The sequence below is a fragment of the Chlorobaculum thiosulfatiphilum genome (assembly GCF_006265165.1).
Taxonomy (GTDB): domain Bacteria; phylum Bacteroidota; class Chlorobiia; order Chlorobiales; family Chlorobiaceae; genus Chlorobaculum; species Chlorobaculum thiosulfatiphilum.
In genome coordinates this window covers 66,298-82,379 of sequence record NZ_VDCH01000008.1, presented here as the reverse complement: position 1 = coordinate 82,379, position 16,082 = coordinate 66,298, and the positions used below count along the sequence as shown (strand labels likewise).

The 16,082-nt window shown below is 58.0% G+C and carries 17 protein-coding genes, 1 pseudogene and 1 riboswitch; of the genes and pseudogenes, 10 read left to right on the top strand and 8 right to left on the bottom strand.

Features of this window, described 5'->3' with window-relative positions; all coding sequences use genetic code 11:
* Positions 1 to 163: 163 nt before the first annotated feature.
* A complete protein-coding gene (locus FGF66_RS05685; protein WP_139456708.1) occupies positions 164 to 1,447 on the bottom strand; it encodes a 3-deoxy-D-manno-octulosonic acid transferase in 1,284 nt (427 codons plus the stop codon).
* Positions 1,448 to 1,601: 154 nt separating this feature from the next.
* On the opposite strand from FGF66_RS05685, the gene FGF66_RS05680 reads away from it, so the two are divergent.
* From FGF66_RS05680 to FGF66_RS05665, 4 genes are all read left to right on the top strand, one after another.
* Positions 1,602 to 2,003 carry an archease gene (locus tag FGF66_RS05680; RefSeq protein WP_139456707.1) on the top strand — a complete coding sequence of 134 codons (402 nt, stop codon included), beginning with the start codon at positions 1,602 to 1,604 and terminating at the stop codon, positions 2,001 to 2,003.
* Positions 2,003 to 2,548 (top strand): RNA 2',3'-cyclic phosphodiesterase, encoded by a 546-nt coding sequence (thpR, locus tag FGF66_RS05675; protein WP_139456706.1) that lies wholly within the window; start codon positions 2,003 to 2,005, stop codon positions 2,546 to 2,548. Before FGF66_RS05680 ends, thpR begins: the two co-directional genes overlap by 1 nt.
* Positions 2,549 to 2,681: 133 nt before the next feature.
* Positions 2,682 to 3,098, top strand: coding sequence for an MbcA/ParS/Xre antitoxin family protein (locus tag FGF66_RS05670; RefSeq protein ID WP_246046592.1), 417 nt, complete (start codon positions 2,682 to 2,684; stop codon positions 3,096 to 3,098).
* A gap of 2 nt (positions 3,099 to 3,100) precedes the next feature.
* Positions 3,101 to 3,817 (top strand): RES family NAD+ phosphorylase, encoded by a 717-nt coding sequence (locus tag FGF66_RS05665; protein WP_139456705.1) that lies wholly within the window; start codon positions 3,101 to 3,103, stop codon positions 3,815 to 3,817.
* Positions 3,818 to 4,158: 341 nt separating this feature from the next.
* On the opposite strand, the gene FGF66_RS12625 is transcribed toward FGF66_RS05665, so the two are convergent.
* A complete protein-coding gene (locus FGF66_RS12625) occupies positions 4,159 to 4,332 on the bottom strand; it encodes a hypothetical protein (protein ID WP_170181235.1) in 174 nt (57 codons plus the stop codon).
* Here FGF66_RS12625 and FGF66_RS05655 point away from each other — a divergent pair.
* The 3 genes from FGF66_RS05655 to FGF66_RS05645 all read left to right on the top strand — a co-directional run bounded on the left by FGF66_RS05655 (position 4,331) and on the right by FGF66_RS05645 (position 8,312).
* Entirely contained in the window at positions 4,331 to 6,268 is a 1,938-nt protein-coding gene (locus FGF66_RS05655; protein ID WP_170181234.1) for a DEAD/DEAH box helicase, read from the top strand. The two genes, FGF66_RS12625 and FGF66_RS05655, sit on opposite strands and share 2 nt — an antisense overlap.
* 158 nt (positions 6,269 to 6,426) lie before the next feature.
* Positions 6,427 to 7,839 (top strand): MBL fold metallo-hydrolase RNA specificity domain-containing protein, encoded by a 1,413-nt coding sequence (locus tag FGF66_RS05650; protein ID WP_139456703.1) that lies wholly within the window; start codon positions 6,427 to 6,429, stop codon positions 7,837 to 7,839.
* Between the two features lie 17 nt (positions 7,840 to 7,856).
* Positions 7,857 to 8,312: a DUF2721 domain-containing protein gene (locus tag FGF66_RS05645; RefSeq protein WP_139456702.1), complete on the top strand. Its 456-nt coding sequence runs from the start codon at positions 7,857 to 7,859 to the stop codon at positions 8,310 to 8,312.
* A gap of 85 nt (positions 8,313 to 8,397) precedes the next feature.
* Here the strand turns inward: FGF66_RS05645 and FGF66_RS05640 are convergent, their stop codons facing one another.
* Entirely contained in the window at positions 8,398 to 8,877 is a 480-nt protein-coding gene (locus FGF66_RS05640; protein ID WP_170181237.1) for a YbhB/YbcL family Raf kinase inhibitor-like protein, read from the bottom strand.
* 210 nt (positions 8,878 to 9,087) lie between these two features.
* Here FGF66_RS05640 and FGF66_RS05635 point away from each other — a divergent pair, with 210 nt between their 5' ends.
* Positions 9,088 to 10,485: an RtcB family protein gene (locus tag FGF66_RS05635; protein ID WP_139456714.1), complete on the top strand. Its 1,398-nt coding sequence runs from the start codon at positions 9,088 to 9,090 to the stop codon at positions 10,483 to 10,485.
* A gap of 213 nt (positions 10,486 to 10,698) precedes the next feature.
* Positions 10,699 to 11,166: a COG4315 family predicted lipoprotein gene (locus tag FGF66_RS05630; protein WP_139456700.1), complete on the top strand. Its 468-nt coding sequence runs from the start codon at positions 10,699 to 10,701 to the stop codon at positions 11,164 to 11,166.
* A 174-nt stretch (positions 11,167 to 11,340) separates the two neighbouring features.
* Here the strand turns inward: FGF66_RS05630 and FGF66_RS05625 are convergent.
* Positions 11,341 to 11,514: pseudogene (locus tag FGF66_RS05625) on the bottom strand (tyrosine-type recombinase/integrase); the annotation flags it as partial.
* A 5-nt stretch (positions 11,515 to 11,519) separates the two neighbouring features.
* On the opposite strand from FGF66_RS05625, the gene FGF66_RS05620 reads away from it, so the two are divergent.
* A complete protein-coding gene (locus FGF66_RS05620; RefSeq protein WP_246046591.1) occupies positions 11,520 to 11,768 on the top strand; it encodes an RtcB family protein in 249 nt (82 codons plus the stop codon).
* On the opposite strand, the gene FGF66_RS05615 is transcribed toward FGF66_RS05620, so the two are convergent.
* The 4 genes from FGF66_RS05615 to rsmB all read right to left on the bottom strand — a co-directional run bounded on the left by FGF66_RS05615 (position 11,730) and on the right by rsmB (position 15,861).
* On the bottom strand, positions 11,730 to 12,590 hold the full coding sequence (locus FGF66_RS05615; protein ID WP_139456699.1) for a PEP-CTERM sorting domain-containing protein: 861 nt from the start codon (positions 12,588 to 12,590) through the stop codon (positions 11,730 to 11,732). The two genes, FGF66_RS05620 and FGF66_RS05615, sit on opposite strands and share 39 nt — an antisense overlap.
* Positions 12,591 to 12,658: 68 nt before the next feature.
* Positions 12,659 to 13,522 (bottom strand): PEP-CTERM sorting domain-containing protein, encoded by an 864-nt coding sequence (locus FGF66_RS05610; protein WP_139456698.1) that lies wholly within the window; start codon positions 13,520 to 13,522, stop codon positions 12,659 to 12,661.
* A 132-nt stretch (positions 13,523 to 13,654) separates the two neighbouring features.
* Positions 13,655 to 14,569 carry a site-specific tyrosine recombinase XerD gene (gene xerD, locus FGF66_RS05605; protein WP_139456697.1) on the bottom strand — a complete coding sequence of 305 codons (915 nt, stop codon included), beginning with the start codon at positions 14,567 to 14,569 and terminating at the stop codon, positions 13,655 to 13,657.
* 5 nt (positions 14,570 to 14,574) lie between these two features.
* Positions 14,575 to 15,861 carry a 16S rRNA (cytosine(967)-C(5))-methyltransferase RsmB gene (gene rsmB, locus FGF66_RS05600; RefSeq protein ID WP_139456696.1) on the bottom strand — a complete coding sequence of 429 codons (1,287 nt, stop codon included), beginning with the start codon at positions 15,859 to 15,861 and terminating at the stop codon, positions 14,575 to 14,577.
* Positions 15,862 to 15,972: 111 nt separating this feature from the next.
* Positions 15,973 to 16,079: riboswitch (SAM riboswitch) on the top strand.
* Positions 16,080 to 16,082 lie beyond the last annotated feature (3 nt).

The window sequence follows — 16,082 nt, the reverse complement described above, 5'->3', positions numbered from 1 at the left end:
CTGCGGCAAACTCAACATGGCTATCGAATCATGACGGAACAGCAGAAGCCCTTACCCACGATATTCTGCGAAGAACCATTTATGGCAATAACTGTCGCATAATCCCCTATCGCAACAGATGCTGGTGATTGCAGAGAATCGCCGGTAATTTCATCCCAATCCCTCACCTCCTCCGGCAATGCTGTGCTATATCCCTGGCAATGATTGCGGTTGCTCCGAGCCGGGCGTTGACGTAACCGGCGGACTTTTCTCCGGTCTTTTTCAGTTGCCCGGCATCCTCAACCAGCGCCGTCAGCGCCTGGCGGAGTTCCGGCTCGCTCGTGACCACCGTGGCCGCTCCGGCTTCGACGAGTCCCTTGGCTTCGGGCGAATTGCCGTAGATCGGGCCGAAGAGCACCGGAATGCCGTGCGCGGCCGGTTCGATGGTGTTGTGCACGTTCACGCCGAAGCCGCCGCCGACGTAGGCAATCGAGGCGATGGCGTACAGCTCGGCGAGGTAGCCGGTCTGGTCGATCACCAGCACCTGCCGCGCCGGGTCGAAGGTTTCGTCCATCGCCGAAATGGTCACCGCTTCGATGTCGTGCTCCCGCAGATTCTCCAGCAGCCGCCCGATGTTCTGCCGATCCACCTTGTGCGGCACCAGGACGAGGCTGAGTTTCCGGCGGAGAGAAAGCCACGCGGGAACGAGTATCGCCTCGTCCGGCTCCCAGGTGCTGCCGCCGACCAGCACCATCTGGTCGCGGAACAGCGGCTTGAGCCGCGCCGCCCGTTCGTCGCTTTTTTTCTGGCGCTCGACAACCTGGTCGAATCGCGGATCGCCCGCCGTGATGACGTTCTTGCAGCCGAATTGGTTCAGAAACGTCTCACGGCCTTCGGCGTCGATGGTGTAGATGACGTCGAAAAGCGAAAAAAGGTCGCGGTAAAATCCTCTCAATCCGCGCTTGATGTAGGGTGATCCGGGCGGGAGGGCGGCGGCGGCGAGGAGCATTCGCGCCCCGCTTCGCTTGATCGCTTCGAGATGGTTCGGCCAGAAGTCGTAGCGCATCAGCATGAAGATGTCCGCGCCGACGAGTGCCGCGAGTTGCCGGGCGTTCTCCGGCGTGTCGAGCGGCAGGTAGAAGACCGCCGCCGCGTCGGGGTAGTGCTTGCGCGTTTCGTAGCCCGAGTCGGAGAAGAACGACACCACCACATCCATCTCCGGAATCTGCTCGCGCAACTCCGCGATGATCGTGCGGGCCTGCTCGAACTCGCCGACCGACGATGCGTGAATCCACAGTCGGCACGAAGGTTCCGGCAGCGTGTGCAGGCGAGCCTCAAGCTCCTCGAAGAGGTTCGTCCGCGCCTCCGCAAAAGTTTTCAATCTCGGCTTGCGCGACGCCAATAGCCGGAGCAGAAACGGCTGGAGCGGAGAGAGAAACCGGTATGCGGCGAGGGCGAGTGAGGCCATGATTCGTTTCGTGGATAGATATTTTGTTCGTCAAAGTAAGAAAAAAAGCGACAAGAGTTGCCGCGCGTTCCGGTCAGGCTGTATCGGTCATTTTCGTTGCGTACATTGTCTCCATGAAGCACTGTCGAACGATACATCACCGAAATTACGGAACATGCCGTACCGCCAGCTCGACCATACCGCCGACCTCTGCTTCGAGGTGAGTGCCGGGAGCTTCGCGGAGCTGGCGGGCGAGGCGTTGCGGGCGATGATGGCGTGGACTGGCCCGGAGTGGACGGATGTGCGGGTCGAGCGCCCGTTCCGCATTGAAGCGTCCGATCGGGTATCGCTGCTCGTCGATCTGCTCAACGAAGCGCTCGCCCTGTCGCAAATTCATCGCGAGGCGTACGACGCCATTTCGATCCGCTTCATCGACGAACATTGCGCGGAGGGGAGCTTCATCGGCAGGGTGATTTCCGGGGCGAGGGACGAAATCAAGGCGGTCACGTATCACGGCGCGACGGTCGAAGAGCGGGCCGATGGTTCGTGGGTCGCCATACTTTTAATGGACATCTGATGGAAGGGCGTCGCGTATTCGTTGCGCTGCCCGCAGGCCGGGAGCTTGTCGAGGCAGCGGGGGAGTTCCGGCGGGCGCGCGCCGGGCTGAAGGTGCGGTGGGTCAGGCCGGAAAATCTGCATCTGACGATGGTGCCGCCATGGCAGTGCCTCGATGTCGATGCCGTGTGCCGGGCGCTATGCGACGAAGCTGAGCGGCAAGCGCCGTTCGAGGTCGTTTTCGAGCGCATCTCGTTCGGCCCCGACCCGCGCCGCCCGAGGCTCATCTGGGCGACCGGCAAAGCGCCCGCCGACATGCCGGAGTTCGCGCGGGGGCTTCTCGCGGCAACCGGAGCGCCGGGCGAACCGCGCAAATCATTCCTTCTGCACCTCACCATCGCCCGCTTCAACTCCCGCGATCTCATGGCGATGGGCCAGCGCAAACTGCGCGAGCCGGTGGCGTGGCGCGGAACGTTCGACACGCTCTGCCTCTACGAATCGCATCTGAAACCCGGTGGCGCGGAGTACCGCGAACTGTGCCGGGTTGGGCTTGGGCGGATCAGATGATCGATAAGCGTACTTTCATTGAAATCTATTGTTACACCATGATGTTCTTATCATAACAATATTTGTGTTTATTGTTATGCTTTCCTGTGTTGTCCGTATGATTATCACAAACCCTATGAGCGAGGCTGCGAAGATGAATAGAGTAGGTGTGGATATGGTGTTGCCATCGGCAGGACAGCAGCTTGCGACGCAGGATCGCGGCGCTTTGGCGAAAATGGTGATGAATCTTTTCGATCACTGGAATCTTTCAACCGAGGATCAGGCCAGCCTGCTTGGTCTGGCGACCTCCAACAGAGCAGCGTTGACCCGGTATCGCAAAGGCGAACCTGTTGGAACGAGTCGCGATCAGTACGAGCGGGTCGGGCATCTTCTGGCGATTCACAGAAATTTGCGGGCGCTGTTTCCGGAAAACCGGGAACTGGTTTACCAGTGGATGTCTCTCAGAAACAGGGCCTTCGATAATCATACGCCAGTCGAAGTAATCAGGGGAAAAGGGTTTGCCGGACTCTTGATGGTTCGTTCCTACCTCGATCGGGCGCTGGTTTCCTGATTATGGATAACCTGTTTTCTGAAATTGCGTTACTGGACGTCAACCAGCTCCTGTTGCGCAACATCGTTTCATTGGCTGAGCCAGAAGAGAGTTCTTTCGATGATCTGAGCGATAATCAGGCCGACTGGTCATTGGCGCAAAAAGCGGCTTCCGATGTGAATCCGATGGGTTACTCATCGTTCGAGCCAGAAATCTATCGCCCTTTTGAAGAGGCTGAGTGGTTCAACGCCATTCTCTGGCCGTTCAGGCACTGGCAGGCAAGCCGTTTTTCAGATGGCTCGTTCGGCGTCTGGTATGGCAGCGATGCCGTCGAAACGACGGTGTATGAGACGGCGTTTCACTGGTTGCGCGGTTTTCTTGCCGATGCCGATCTCGAAAGCGAGTCTGTCGTCATCCGGCGTCAGATTTTTTCCGTGTCATGCCGGGCGGGTATTCTCGATTTCCGTCCGGCAGTCACAAGCTACCCGCAGCTTCTCCACAAAACGGATTACAGCGTTGCCCAGGGTGTTGGTTCTCGTCTTCATCGGGAGGGCCATCCGGGGCTGGTGAGCTTTTCCGTGCGGCATTCCGGTGGGCTGAACTATGCCCTGCTGAATCCGGCTGTTTTGTCAGAACCGCGTCATCACAGCTCTCTCGCGTATCGACTTCAGAACGGAATCATCGAGGTAGAAGAGCTCTCCGGAGTTGGGCTGACGCAGATACCCGTCGATCGTTTCTGAAAATAAATTCGTCTTTGGCCGGATAAAATCGTACTATATGGTTCGATTTTTGTTGTGGTGATGATGCCAAGAAAGAGCATGGAAACCCGGACGGCCGTCGGGCCGCGTTTTTCCGCTGATTGTGCGATGGATCGATGGTGGGCTTGCTGCCTGCCTCAAGACTGACATGAGACGACCCCTCTTCATTTCTCTTCTTTCCAGCATTGCGACCACTCCCGAGGTTGTCCCGGAAGTAAAATCTGAACGTGTTTTCGAGGTTGCATCTGCTTGCGTCTATGTGTCATTCCAGCTCCGGCGTTGCCGGGCAAAGAAACTGAAAAAATTCTGTAAAGTGTTCTGGATCAGTCGCTTATCGTGACTTGCCAGAGAACGATGGATTTTTCTTTTGTTTTATCGGAATCAGCTTTGACCATCGGATGCGTACTCCCCCCTCGATTACCTGTTGTGAATTTCTTTTGACGGCGGCCGCTTTTTTTACCAATGACCCGGAAGGAGCCAATGAACGAACCAACCATGAGCGAACAGCAAGACAATTCCGTTAATTTCCGCAGCCTTGCACTGGCTGAACCGCTGCTTCGGGCACTCGAAGCGGTGGGCTATGAAACCCCGACTCCCATTCAGGCCAGCACCATCCCGCTGCTTCTCGAAGGGCGTGACCTGCTCGGCCAGGCGCAGACCGGCACCGGCAAGACGGCGGCGTTCGCTCTGCCGATTCTGTCCAATATCGATCTCTCATTGACCGATCCGCAGGCGCTCGTGCTCGCTCCGACCCGCGAGCTGGCGATCCAGGTGGCCGAGGCGTTCCATACTTATGCCGAGTTCATGCCTGACTTTCATGTGCTGCCGATCTACGGCGGCCAGGATTACGGTGTGCAGATCCGCAATCTCAAGCGCGGCGTTCATGTGGTGGTCGGCACTCCGGGCCGCGTGATGGATCACATGCGCAAGGGGACGCTGAACCTCGACAGGCTCAAGTGCCTCGTGCTCGACGAAGCCGACGAGATGCTGCGCATGGGCTTTATCGACGATGTCGAGTGGATTCTCGAACAGACCCCCGATAACCGCCAGGTGGCGCTCTTTTCGGCCACCATGCCGCAGCCGATCGTGCGCATCGCCCGCAAGTACCTGAAAGCGCCTGCCGAGATTTCCATTCAGACCAAAACGACGACCGTCGAAACCATCCGCCAGCGCTACTGGATGGTCGGCGGCCACCACAAGCTCGACGCGCTGACGCGCATCCTCGAAGTCGAGCCGTTCGATGGCATCATCATTTTCGTGCGCACCAAGACTGAAACCGTGGCGCTGGCCGAAAAGCTTCAGGCGCGTGGCTATTCCGCCGCCGCGCTGAATGGCGACATGGTGCAGTCGGCTCGCGAGCGCACCATCGAGCAGCTCAAAGACGGCTCGCTGAACATCGTTATCGCCACCGACGTCGCCGCTCGCGGCTTAGACGTCGAACGCATCAGCCACGTCATCAACTACGACATTCCGACCGACACCGAGTCCTACGTCCACCGCATCGGTCGCACGGGCCGAGCCGGTCGCAGCGGCGAGGCGATCCTGTTTGTTTCGCCGAGGGAGCGCGGGATGCTGTTCGCCATCGAGCGCGCCACCCGCAAGCGCATCGACCTGATGGAGCTTCCCTCGACCGAGACGGTCAACGACAAGCGCATCGTGAAGTTCAAGCAGCGTGTCACCGACACCATCGGAGCCGAAGACCTCGAATTTTACATCAGCATGATCGGGCAATACTGCCAGGAGCATGACGTATCCGAGCTGGAAGCCGCCGCCGCGCTGGCCAAGCTGTTGCAGGGCGACGAACCGTTCCTGCTCAGCGCCAAGCCCGAACGCGAGCATTCGGCTCGCCGTGATGAGCGTGAGCCACGCAGAGAGTCCTTCCGCGAAGGCGACCGCCGTGAGCGCGAACCGCGCCGGCAGAGCAAGGGCGGTCTGTACTCGGACGAGAAGCGGGAGACCTACCGCATCGAGGTTGGTAAAGTTCACGATGTCAAGCCGGGCAACATCGCCGGAGCGATCATCAACGAGATCGGCCTCGATCCCGAAGCGGTCGGCAAGATCGTCATCAACGACCAGTACAGCACCGTCGAACTTCCGGCAGGAATGCCGAACGATGTGTTCCAGGAACTCAAGAAGGTCAGAGTTTGCGGACGCCAGCTCAGGGTCTCGAAAATGGAGGGGGGCCAGGGTGGTGGCTACGGTGACCGGCACGACCGCGGCTTCGGTGGAGATCGTGGTGGAGATCGCGGCGGCAATCGCGGCTACGGAAGCGACCGTGGCAGTGATCGCGGCGGCGACCGTGGAGGCGACCGCGGTTTCGGTGGCGACCGGAAGAAGAGCTTTGGCAAACCGTCCGGCGGCAAGAACAAAAAAGACGAAGGCTCGTTCTTCACCGGCTTCAGCGCCTCGAAGAAAAAACGCATGAAAGACTGAGCGATTGCCCCATCTCACGATTGAAAAGCCTGACGCGATGAACACCGTTGCGTCAGGCTTTTTTTTGGTTTTCACCCCACAGCGCATACATTTTAAGTATAGATGCTTGGCTCATCCAGTCTGCCGGTGATCCGGTTCATGCAAACACGGGGGCTATTATGGAGATCGAATTCTACGGGGCGACGCGGCGGGTGACGGGTTCCTGCCATATTCTCAGGGCTGGCGGTTACACGGTGCTGATCGATTGCGGGCTGGTGCAGGGGAGCCGCGAGGTCGAGGCGCTGAACCGCGAGCCGTTTCCGTTCGAGCCGTCCGAAATCGACGCCGTGGTGCTCAGTCATGGCCATATCGACCATTCGGGCCGCCTGCCTCTGCTCGTGAATCGCGGCTTTCGTGGGCCGATTTTCACCCACCACGGAACCATCGAGCTGTGCGAGATTCTGCTTCGGGACTCGGCGATGCTTTCCGAGAACGATGCCCGCTTCATGCAAAAGCACGGTCAGCGGGATGCCGAGCCGCTCTACACGGTCGAGGAGGCGCAGCGGTGCGTCCGCAGCATGACGGGGCTGCGCTATGGCGAGCGGCGCGAGATTTTGCCGGGCATCGTGGCGTCGCTTCACGACGCGGGCCACATCCTCGCCTCGGCGTTCGTCAAGCTCGAAATCACGGAGGGCGAGACCACGCGGACGCTCGTGTTCAGCGGCGACCTCGGGCAGTACGATTCGCCGATTCTGAACGATCCCGACGCCATCGGCCACGCGGACGTGGTGCTCGTCGAGAGCACCTACGGCGACCGGCGGCACCGCGATTTCGACAGCACCGTCAAGGAGATCGGCGAGATCATCGAAACCTCGCGGCGCGACCGCGGCAACATCCTGATTCCCGCCTTCTCGATTGGCCGCAGCCAGGAGTTGCTCTACCTCTTCGGCGAGCACTACCATGAGTGGGCGCTGGAGAAATGGCAGGTGTTCCTCGATAGCCCGATGGCCATTGAGGCGAGCCGTATCTACTGGCATCACGAGGAGTTATGGGACGACGAGGCCCGCCTTTTCCGCCGCCAGATGCGCAAAATGCCGCCCGTCGGCAACCTGCACCTGACCCGCAGGGTGGAGGAGTCGATGAAGATCAACGAACTCCACGAGGGCGCGATCATCATCGCCGGAAGCGGCATGTGCAATGGCGGGCGCATCGTGCACCACCTGAAGCGCAACATCGAGCGGCCCGAATGCCACCTCCTCATCACCGGATTCCAGGCCAAAGGTACGCTTGGCAGGGCGCTGGTCGAGGGGCGCGAGGAGGTCTCGCTGCACGGGCGGAGCTACCGGGTGCGGGCGCAACGCCACACGGTCGGCGGCCTGTCGGCGCACGGTGACCGTAGCGACCTCGTGCGCTGGCTGAAGAGCCGGAACGGCTCGCCGAAGGTGATGATCGTGCATGGCGAAGAGGGTGCGAAGGAGTCTTTCAGAGGATTTCTTCGCGATGAACTCGCCGTCGATGCGCTTGTTCCTGAACCCGGCGACCGGCTCGATCTCGTATCGAACGAATTGCGCCGGGCTGAAAGTGAATCCTGAAATCAATCGAAACACGTATGATAATCAATACTATCGGTGAACTCATTCCTGTACTCCAGACGGCCATCGGGCCGGTAATTCTCATATCAGGCATTGGTCTGCTTCTTCTCACCATGACCAACCGACTGGGCCGCACGATCGACCGCGCCAGGGAGTTGCTCGATGAATATGAAGAGCTTTCCGAAGCGGCAAGATCGAAAATCGACAGGGAAATCGTGGTGCTCTGGAGGCGAGCCCACTATGCCAGGAACGCAATTCTTCTTGCTTCGCTGACCTGTCTTGGCGCCGCAACGCTCATCATTTTGCTGTTTATGACAAGCCTTCTGCATGTTGATTTGCCGCTGCTTATTGAATCGATTTTCATTATCAGTATGCTCTGCCTGATCGCCGCGCTCGTTTTTTTCCTCCTCGACGTCAATCTTACTCTCTCCGCGTTGCGCATCGAGCTGGAAGGGCACAGGAAGAAGAGTTGAGAATTATGAATTATGAATTGAAAAAGAAGAGTACTTGCGCTCTTCTTTTTCAATTTTTCGTCCACCAAGTCCACAACTTCCACCGTCACTTGCCCCTCTTTTTGTACGTGCCAATCAGCACGGCTTGGCCGAGGATGTGGGCTTGCATGGCGGCTTCCACCTCGGCTTTCAGTGGCGAGAGCAGGTCGTCGAGCACGGTGTCGAGCGCGTAGAGTTTGAAGAAGTAGCGGTGTGTGCCGATTGGGGGGCATGGGCCGCCGTAGCCGCCCCGGTTCCAACTGCTGAGTCCTTCGAGCATTCCGGCTTCGGCGGGGCGATTCCCGGCTTCTTCGGCGAGGCCTGTTGTTTCCGGAGGAATGTTGCAGAGCACCCAGTGAATCCAGGTGAATTTCGGAGCCGCCGGGTCGGGTGCGTCGGGATCATCGACGATGAGCACGAGGCTTTTCGTGCCTTTCGGCAGGTTTTTCCAGGCGAGCGGCGGCGAGATGTTTTTGCCCTCGCAGGTGTAGAGCGCCGGAATCGCGCCCATGTGGCGGAATGCGGGCGAGGCGAGTGCAAAGGTCATGGCTTCTCCTTTCTCAGCGGCTCCGAGCGTTGCGGGCATGAGCAGCGCCGTGGTGAAAAGCAGCGCCAGCGTGTTTCGGATGGATCGCGACAGCTTCATGATGACGACGGGTTTATGGTGGTTGGAATGCCAGGCAGGAACGCTTACGGGGGGCTATTGGTTCTCGGTTTTTCCAGGGGAAGCGGCGTGAATGAAACCAATGGAGGCGAAATGGAGAGGTCGTCGATCAGGCAAATTTCCGGCTGGCTTTGGGAGATTCCGCGCTCGTACCGCAGCGACATGCGGGTTCCGGCGCGGTTTTACGCCTCCGAGGCGATGCTCGACCAGATTCTTGCCGATCGCTCGCTGGAGCAGCTCGTCAACGTCGCCGCGCTTCCCGGCATCGTGGGGTTCGCGCTGGCCATGCCGGATATTCACGAGGGGTATGGCTTTCCGATTGGCGGCGTGGCCGCGTTCGACCTCGACCTGGGCGTCATCTCTCCCGGCGGCATCGGCTACGACATCAACTGCGGCGTCCGCCTCTTGGCGACGAACGAGACTTTCGAGAGCGTCCGCGAAAAGATTCCCGATCTGGCAAAGGAGATTTACCGGCAGGCGCCGTCTGGCGTCGGGCATGGAAACCGTATCACCTTTTCCTCCGCTCAGATCGACAGCGTACTTCGTGGCGGAGCGCCTCGCATGGTGGAGCTGGGCTACGGAGAGCCGGAAGACCTCGGCCATATCGAATCCGGCGGTGTGCTCGACGTGGCCGATCCGTCGAAGGTTTCGCAGCAGGCAAAGCAGCGCGGCCACGACCAGCTCGGTACGCTCGGCGCGGGCAACCACTTCGTGGAGATCGACCGGATCGACGCCATTTACGACCGCGACGCCGCCGGGCGCATGGGGTTGTTCGAGGGGCAGATCGTCATCCAGCTCCACACCGGCTCGCGTGGCCTCGGCCACCAGATCGCCACCGACTCCATCCGCATCATGAACCGCGCGATGCCTGCTTACGGCATCATTGTGCCCGACCGCGAGCTGTGCTGCGCGCCCTTCCGCTCGCCAGAAGGGCAGGAGTATTTCAGCGCCATGTCGGCGGGCGCGAACTTCGCGTGGGCCAATCGCCAGCTCATCACCTGGGAGATTCGCCAGGCGTGGAAGAGCGTGATGGCCGGTGATCCCTTGCGTGTGGTTTATGACGTGGCGCACAACATCGCCAAGGTCGAAACGCACGAAATCGACGGCCAGCGCCGCCAGCTCCTCGTGCACCGCAAGGGAGCGACCCGCGCGTTTGTCGGCCAGCCGGTGATCATCCCCGGCAGCATGGGTACCGCCTCGTTCGTGCTGGAAGGGCAGGCGGCTTCGATGCGCGAAAGCTTCGGCTCGTCGTGCCACGGCGCGGGGCGGCGCATGTCGCGCACGAAGGCCAAGCAGATGGTGCAGGGCAGTCAGCTCAGACGGGAACTCGAAGCGATGGGCGTCTCGGTGCAGGCCGGTTCGATGCAGAGCCTCGCCGAGGAGGCTCCCGCCGCCTACAAGGATATTGGCGAAGTGGTCGGCGCGGTGGTCTCGGCAGGCATCGCAAGAAAAGTCGCAAGGCTGGTGCCGGTGGGGGTGATGAAGGGGTGAGGCCGTCTCGCTTTTTAGGCTTTTCTTTTTAAGGAACTTTATTTTGATAAGTACAATTATTTTATCGTAGTACTCTGGCTGACATTGGATCCTTACTGTCAGTGTGTTTACTCCACTCGCTCCATGGCATTTGGGTCACGATAAGGTCAGTTGATCAGTAATACAGAACAAAGTGATAGGAAATTAACAACTTAAGCAGAAAGGAGAACCATCATGAGAAAGATGTCGCTTTTTTGGGTTGTTGCATGCCTGATGCTTTTCAACGCAATAACAGTTCTTGCAACTGCTCCGGACGTGCTCGTTTCGCACAAGGATGGTGTAGGAGATTATCTTGTCGATGCCAACGGGATGACGCTGTACTGGTCGAAACTCGATGCCCCCGGTGGAAGCCGGTGCAAAGGTCAGTGCCTCATACAGTGGCCGCCTTTTTACAAAGAGGCGATTCTATCTTCTTCTCCTCTGATCAATTCCAATGATTTTGGCACGATAATCCGGAGTGACGGAAAGAAGCAGAACACGTTCAGGGGTTATCCGCTATACTATTACACGATGGACCAGAAACCAGGGGATACCAAGGGTCAGAATTTAAATAATGTCTGGTTTGTGATGGACCCCGGACGCTTCAAGGTGATTGACGTCGAGCATACCGGTTGGAGCGAGCCAAAAGGTACGAACAAATGACGTTCGTCTGCTGACCGGAACGACCGGTGCACGTTCAGACAAGGATGGCTGCCGTTCAGGCGGTCATCCTTGTTTTTTTTTCGGTCGGAGCGTATTTGCATCCGAGTGAAGCCTGGCGTCGGTTCCTCCACGCGGATACCGGCGGGGTGTATCTCGATGTCCCTGCTGTGCGAATCATCCCCGCGGGTGAAAGGTCTTGTGTACCTCTTTGATGAAGGAGCGGTCGATGTGGGTGTAGATTTGGGTGGCGATGATTGAGCTGTGGCCGAGCATCTTCTGCACGACGCGCAGGTCGGCCCCGCCTTCGAGCAGGTGAGTGGCGAAGGAGTGGCGGAAGGTGTGCGGGGCGGCGCATGTCGTGCACGAAGGTCAGGCGCGAGGTGCAGGGCAATCAGCTCAGACGGGAACTCGAAGCGATGGGCGTCTCGGTGCAGGCAGGTTCGATGCAGAGCCTCGCCGAGGAGGCTCCCGCCGCCTACAAGGATATTGGCGAAGTCACGCTTCGTCCATTACCCTCTACTTCGTCCACGTCGTCCACTCAGTCCATTCCGTCCACCTGCCGCTTACCCGGCAAGGCTGGTTTTTCGTGCTTTTCTCCGTGAGGCAATTCCTGCAAAAACAGCGCCTGTGCCTAAAAGCGCCAGCGTCGAGGGTTCGGGAACTGGGGTGCTATCAAAAGAAAATGAGTTCAACGTAGTCGTTTGATAAGCGCCGCCTGTTGAAGCGGTAAAGCCAACCAGCGCGGTCGATGAACCGGTGTAATCACTTATCACAAAAGGATTTTCACTGGTTCCATAAGAGAGCATCGGTTTATCCGGCTGTGTTCCGGTCTGATTGACGCTGACCGAGAGGGTCGTGCCGTCATAATCAACCCACGCATACCAGGGATTGGCGCTGTTAAAGTCAAGCGTAACTGGTACTTGTGCAAGGCTTAGCATGGAAGCGTTGGTATCGATGCCGATATGATTGTCGTTGATATCGTTGGTGACGTCGGCGGTGTTGTTTTTATGGCTGTCAAACTCTACGCCCACGCTGTTTCTGATTCCCGGTACTCCGTAACGGTCACCATAGGCTATCGCTTCTCCAGTATAACCGAGCCCAGTTTTTTTATAGGAACCACTGCTCTCCGGATTTTTTATCACGAACACCATGCCATCTCCGCCACCCGGATTGGAGAAGGTAAAGGAAAAGCTGGCGCTGAAGCTGGAAGCATCGACCGGCGTGGAGAAAAAGACGCCGCCAACTACATTTGCCGTGTTTGGAACAAGCTGAAGAGTACTACCGACTTTTTGCGCCGAGCCAAGGAGCGTATAGTCTGATGAGGATGAAAAATCGTTGTAACTAATTTCGGTAATGGCTTCTGCGTTACCGTGAAGGCCAAGACTGGCAAGCAGGGCTATTGATACTATAACTGTTTTTCTCATAACAGGTTTCGGTTATTGGAGCGTTAAAAATTATAAAGTACCGGAACAAATGATACTGAACCTGCCGCTTACCCGGCAAGGCTGGTTTTTCGTGCTTTTCTCCGTGAGGCAATTCCGGCGAATACCGCGCCTGTGCCTAAAAGCGCCAGGGTCGAGGGTTCGGGTACTGGGTTTGCATCATAAGAAAATGAGTTCAGTCTGGTCGTTTGCGTAACACTACCAGTTGAAGCGGTAAAACCAACCAGGCCAGTCGATGAATCGGTATAATCCTTTATCAAAAAGGGAGATGCACTGGATCCGTAGGTAAGCGTTGGGCTTCCTGGCTTTGTGTTTGACTGACTGACATATACGGATAACGTTGCGCCATCGTAATCTATCCACGAATACCAGGTACCTGTCCCGTTAAAAGTAGTAGAAACAGTACTCTGAACAAGACTTGTAGTAGAACCATTGACATCAATGCCTACATGATTGGAGCTGATATCACTCCTGTCAGTGTTCGTCCAGCTATCATATTCAAGCCCTATGCTGTTTGTGATACCTGGTTGCTCTACACCTTTGATTATGGTACCACCATACCCTATTGCACCACCAGTTCCGCCCAAATATTTTGGACTGTTTGGATCTTGAATAACAAAGACCATGCCATCAGCACCAGTAAATTGCCCACCAGAAAAGGTATAAGAAAAAGCAACATTGAAGTTTGTAACATTAACTGGTGTGTCGAACCAGATCGCTCCTACTGTGTTTTTGTTTGCGTCTCCTTCAGTAGAAAGCTGAATCGAGTTATCAACCTTTTGTGCGACACCCTTAAGTTGATAGCCGGAATCGGAAGAAAAGTCGTTGAAATTAATCAGCGTCTCTGCATCTGCATTATGGTTCAAGCTGAGGCAGGCAAGCAGGGCTATTGATACTATAACTGTTTTTCTCATAACAGGTTTCGGTTATTGGAGCGTTAAAATTGATTATAAAGTACCTGAACAAATGATACATACGTTGATGCTTGTTACATACAATGAATGTAAGATATTCGTTGCACGTCACATTGTGAACAATATGTTTTATCACCCCCGCGGGTGGAAAGTTTTGTGCACCTCTTTTATGAACGAGCGGTCGATGTGGGTGTAGATTTGGGTGGCGATGATGGAGCTGTGGCCGAGCATCTCCTGTACGACGCGCAGGTCAGCGCCGCCTTCGAGCAGGTGGGTGGCGAAGGAGTGGCGGAAGGTGTGCGGGCTGATCGGCTTTTCGATGCCCGCAATCACGGCGTACTGCCGCACGATGTTCCACGCGGCCATGCGCGAGAGCTTGCCGCCGCGCGAGTTCAGGAAGATCGTGTCGTACGACGCCGCGCTCGTCATGCCGGGGCGCAACTCCTCGAGGTATCGCTTCATCCACGAAATGGCCGTCTGGCCGATCGGCACGAGCCGCTCTTTCGACCCTTTGCCGAAGACCCGCACGAAGCCGTCATCCATGTGCAGATTCAGCCGGCTGAGGCCGATCAGTTCGCTGACGCGGACTCCCGTGGCGTAGAAAAATTCGAGCATCGCCTTGTCGCGCAGCATGAATTTACCGGTCGGGTGACGCCTGAGCGGGGCGTCGAGCAGCAGCGTCATCTCTTCGACGGTCAGCACGGCGGGCAGGTAGCGGGCAAGTTTTGGCTGGTGGATGTTCTCGGCGGGGTTCATCACCGCGAGCCGCTCGGTCAGCAGGAACTTGTGGAAGGAGCGGATGGCCGAAATGTTGCGGGCGACTGAACTCGCTTCGAGGCCGATATCGTGCAGTTCCTGAATGAATTTCCTGATGTCGCCCGGCGCGGCTTCGCTTGGCTTGACGCCGCTCTCGTCGAGCCAGGCGAGATAGCGGCCCAGGTCGTTCAGGTACGATGCCCGAGTGTTGCCAGAGAAGTTGCGTTCGAGGGTCAGGTAGTTCAGGAAGGTTTCGAGCGCATCGCGCCACGGCGCTTCGGGTTCCTGCATCGTCCTCAAGCCTCCGTTTTGCGGAACCGCGCGGCGTAGCCGCCGTCGAAGCCCTCGCGTGAACCCGGCAGCGTTAGCCGCGACTGTTCGGCGATGAACTCCGGATGGCGTTGCCGAAACGCTTCGGCCTGTTGCTCGTTCTCCTCGGGTTCGACGGAACAGGTGGCGTAAACAAGTACGCCGCCGGGCGCGAGCAGCGAGGCCGCGCGGTCGAGCATCGCTGCTTGCAGTTGCGTCAACTCCCGGAGCTTGTCGGGCGTCGTGCGCCAGCGCAGCTCCGCACGGCGGCCGAGCACGCCAGTGCCGGTGCAGGGGGCGTCGAGCAGGACGGTATCCACGGCGCATCCCGGCTCGAAGGTAAGCGCGTCGCCCTCGCGAAGCTCGATGATGGTGATGCCGAGCGCCTCGGCGTTCGAGGCGATCCGTGCGACTTTCATCGCCGTGCGGTCGAGCGCTATGACGCGCCCGCGATTCTCCATCAGCTCGGCCATGAAGGTCGCCTTGCCGCCCGGCGCGGCGCACATGTCCAGCACGGTACCACCCGGCTCCGGCGCGGCCATCAGGCAGGCAAGCCCCTGCGCCGGGTTTTGTACGCTGACGAGGCCCTCCTTGAGCAGCGGCTCCATCCGGTCGAAAGATTTCGAGAAGAAGAATCGGTCGAGTCCCTCTTCGCCCGCAACTCGTTTCGCGTCCGAAAGTTCGGGCGTCGCCAGCAGCGTTTCGGGATCGGCTTTGAGGCAGTTGATCCGGTAGCCGGTGGCTGGCGGCAGGTTGCCGTGCGCGAGCATCGCGAGCGTTGCGTCGGGGCCGTAGCTCGCGAGCCAGCGGGCGGCGAGCCACTCCGGGAAGGAGTGGAGAATCGAGAGGCGCTCCGCGTCCGACATCTCAGCCGTCCACGCGTCGAGATCGATGGTCGCTTTCGAGATGTTGCGCAACAGACCGTTGACCAGCTTCGCCAGATGGTCGCCCTTGAACTTGCGGGCCAGCTTGACCGATTCGTTGACCGCCGCCGATTTTGGCACACGGTCGAGGCGCAGAAGCTGATAGACGCCGAGGCGCAGGATGTTTTTCAGCGTTTCGGCGGCTTTGGCGTAGTCGTGGCGATAGAATCGCTCGATGACGTAATCGCACTGACGCCGGTACTTCAGCGTTCCAGCCACCAGCTCTTTTGCCAGCGCCCGGTCATTCTGGCCGAGGCCGGAGTGTTCGAGCATCCGGTTGAGCAGCTCTTCGGATTTGCGCATTCCGTCGAGTTCGACGAGGACGCGGAGGGCGAGTTCACGTGCGGTCATAGATCAGGAAGATGGCGAGTATTTTTACTGAAAGCAGGTAGCAACGTATTGTAAAATAGTATCATCTGTCGTAGATTCCTGAAACTTGAACGTTCTTTTTCAGATTTCGAGCTATCATCCAGAAAGGCGGAGGGACTGGCCCTGCGAAGCCTTGGCAACCTTCATATCAAATGAGAGGTGCCAAATCCATCCCGGAGGAGTTCCGGGAAAGATGATGTATG